Annotated in this window: 3 protein-coding genes; 1 reads left to right on the forward strand and 2 read right to left on the reverse strand. The window is 69.4% G+C overall.

Annotation, left to right across the window (positions count from 1 at the left end):
• Nucleotides 1-7 precede the first annotated feature (7 nt).
• Nucleotides 8-886: a DMT family transporter gene (locus tag AC1DYI_RS30940; RefSeq protein WP_477207946.1), complete on the reverse strand. Its 879-nt coding sequence runs from the start codon at nt 884-886 to the stop codon at nt 8-10.
• 120 nt (nt 887-1,006) lie between these two features.
• Here AC1DYI_RS30940 and AC1DYI_RS30945 point away from each other — a divergent pair, with 120 nt between their 5' ends.
• Complete coding sequence (locus AC1DYI_RS30945) at nt 1,007-1,999, forward strand: quinone oxidoreductase family protein (protein WP_477207947.1); 993 nt, start codon at nt 1,007-1,009, stop codon at nt 1,997-1,999.
• A 9-nt stretch (nt 2,000-2,008) separates the two neighbouring features.
• Here the strand turns inward: AC1DYI_RS30945 and AC1DYI_RS30950 are convergent, their stop codons facing one another.
• Nucleotides 2,009-2,917 (reverse strand): hypothetical protein, encoded by a 909-nt coding sequence (locus tag AC1DYI_RS30950; protein WP_477207948.1) that lies wholly within the window; start codon nt 2,915-2,917, stop codon nt 2,009-2,011.
• Between the last annotated feature and the right edge of the window lie 124 nt (nt 2,918-3,041).

Consider the following 3,041-nt stretch of genomic DNA (forward strand, 5'->3'; position numbering starts at 1 on the left):
GGCCAGATCAGGCCCGCCGGCGCGCCGACAGCCAGATGCCCCCCACGATGAGGGCGAAGGCGACCCCGTGGTACCAGCGCGGCGCTTCACCGAGCAGAGCTGTCGACAGGATGGCGGCGAAGACGGGCGTCAGGTTGCCGAAGAAGGAAGCCATCGCCGGCCCGACTGTCGACACACCCAGGCCCCAGCAGCGGTAGGCCACCAGCGACGGGCCGATCGCCACATACAGCAGCAGTGCCGGCACCCAGGGCGACCAGTGCCAGCGGGCATCGTCGGCCAGCAGGGCTTCCAGCCCGGCGGCGCCGCCGCTCCACACCAGGCCGAAGCTGATCTGCACCAGCAGGAAGCCGGCCCAGTCCCAGTCGGGCCGTGCATCACCTTGCATGTGCGCCGGTGGGCGCGCCAGCAGCCAGCTGTACAGCGCCCAGCTGACGATGGCCAGCAGCATCAGCAGGTCGCCGGGCACGAACTGCAGCTCGGCCAGGCGGGCCGGCTCGCCGCGCGCAATGACCAGCGCCACACCCGCCAGCGACAACGCCGCGCCGCCCAGCTCGCGCGGCGTCGGGTGTACACGGTGCAGCAGCAGGCCGAAGCCGAGCATCCAGGCCGGCATGCTGGCGGCGATCAGCGTCACGTTCAGCGGGCTCGAGCTGTGCAGCGCCATGTACTGCAACGCGTTGTAGCTGCCCATGCCCAGCAGGCCGAGCAGTGCAAGGTGCTTCCACCGCTGCTTCAGCACCGCGCGATCGGCGAACGCGCGGCGACCGAGCGGCCACAGCAAGGCGAAGGCGAGCAGCCAGCGGGTGAAGTTCAGCGCCACCGGTGGCACCGCGCCGACCGCCATCCGGCCGACCACCGCGTTGCCGGCCCACAGCAGTGGCGGCATTGTCAACAGCAGGGCGAGTCGAGGGGTGAGCGCGTGGGGTTTCATCGGGCCGCGGCGTGCGCCGACACAAGAAGGCTGGCACGATACCCGAGCTGATTCTTTCCGTTGGAGACCTCCGAGATGACCTTGCCCAGCCGTGCCATTCAGATCCACGCCTTCGGTGGCCCCGAGCAGATGAAGCTCGTCGAGACGCAAGTCGGCGGGCCCGGCCCGGGCGAGATCCGCATCCGCCACGAGGCGATCGGCCTGAACTACATCGATGTCTACCAGCGCACCGGGCTGTACCCGAACCCGCTGCCGCTGCATCTGGGCATGGAGGGCGCGGGCATCGTCGAAGCGGTTGGCGAGGGCGTCACGCACTTGGCGGTCGGCGACCGCGCGGCCTACGCCAGCAACCCGCCCGGCAGCTACTGCGAGCGCCGCGTGATGCCGGCCAAGTGTGTGGTCAAGCTGCCCGAGGCGATCAGCTTCGAGACCGGCGCGGCGATGATGCTCAAGGGCCTGACCGCCCAATACCTGCTGCGCCAAACGCTGCCGCAAGGCGGATTGCAGGCCGGTGACTTCGTGCTCTTCCACGCCGCGGCGGGCGGTGTTGGGCTGATCGCTTGCCAATGGGCGCGCGCGCTGGGCCTGCAGCTGATCGGCACCGCGGGCAGCGACGACAAATGCGCTCTGGCGCGGGACCACGGGGCTGCCCACACGATCAACTACCGGCGCGACGATTTCGTCGCCAAGGTCAAAGAGGTCACCAACGGCGCCGGCGTCAAGGTGGTCTACGACTCGGTCGGGGCCGACACCTTCATGAAGTCGCTCGACTGCCTGGCGCCGTTCGGCCTGCTGGCGAACTTCGGCAGTTCTTCGGGCAAGCCGGCACCGTTCGACACCGGTGTGCTGGCCAAGGGCTCGTTGTATATCACCCGGCCGACGCTGTTCACGCACATTGCCACCCGCGAGCGCACGCAAGCGATGGCCGACGACCTGTTCTCAGTGGTCGCTTCTGGCGCAGTGAAGATTCGCATCGACCAGCGCTACCCGCTGGCCGACGTGGCGCAGGCCCATCGCGATCTCGAGGCCCGCGCCACCACCGGATGCAGCGTGCTGCTACCGGTCTGAACTGCCGCGTCAGCGCAGCGGGATCACCGTGCCCGCCGACGGCCCATCGGCCAGGCGCCAGCTGAGCTTGACGCCGCCGTCGTGCGCTGAGGCTTCTGGTGTGCTGGCGCGCATCTCGAACTGCACTTCGCCGTGCGCGGGCACGCTGCCGCCGGCCCCGGCGCAGTTCAACCGCATTGTTGCGGTCTGCTGGCCGGCTTCGGTGTTCAGCACCTGCTCGTAGCTGGGGCAGGGCGACAGCGCTACCGCCTGGTCGCTCGGGTTGCGCAGCGTCACCAGATAGTTGAACGTGTTGCCGGCGGCCACCGCAGCGGGTGCGCTGACCTGCGCCGTCAGCGCCTGCGTCGAGCCCGGTGCAGGCCGCGCGCTGCGTACAGCGTGGTGATCGGCGCGCAGCACCGTAGCCTGGCCGCAGGTGGTGTCGACGTGCGCACCTTCAACGCTGAGCGTGCCACCGCCAAGTGGCAAGACGCGCAGCCGGCTCACCACCGTGCGGTCGGGCCCCAAGGTGGCTTCGCAAGAACCGGGGGTGCCCAACAGCACGGCCATGACGTCGTTGGGTGCCAGCTCGATCACTCTGACGCCTTCTTCGGAAGGTGATGTCAGCGCCGCCTGCCAGCCCAGTGCAGACTGCAGCTCGACCGTTGGCGAGGCCGAGAGCTGGCAGCGGTTGCCGGAACGGTTGCGCAGCAGCACCTCCTGCGTGGCCTGGCCATGCCACGCGCCTTGCCCACCCAGCGTGAGCACCAGGTCGGACTGCGCGCAGGGTGCACCAGGCGCGGCCGGCGTGGACTCTGTCACCGGCATCGTGGCCGGCTGGTTGAGCCAGGCGACCGGGGCCGCAGCGGCGGCCAGCGGCGCCAGCACTGCACAGGCAGCGGCAAAGCGTTGCGCGTTTGAATTCAGCAGAGAAATCATCTCGACGACTCCTTGGGGTTTGTGGTCGCGGGGCACCGCTCACCTGGCGATGCAAGAGCTGTTCGGGAACAGGTGGCCGCCGGAGGCGGTGGGCCCGTTCGCGCAGTTGCTGTCGATGTTGATC

It is taken from the genome of Ideonella sp. P3_A4, assembly GCF_056403075.1.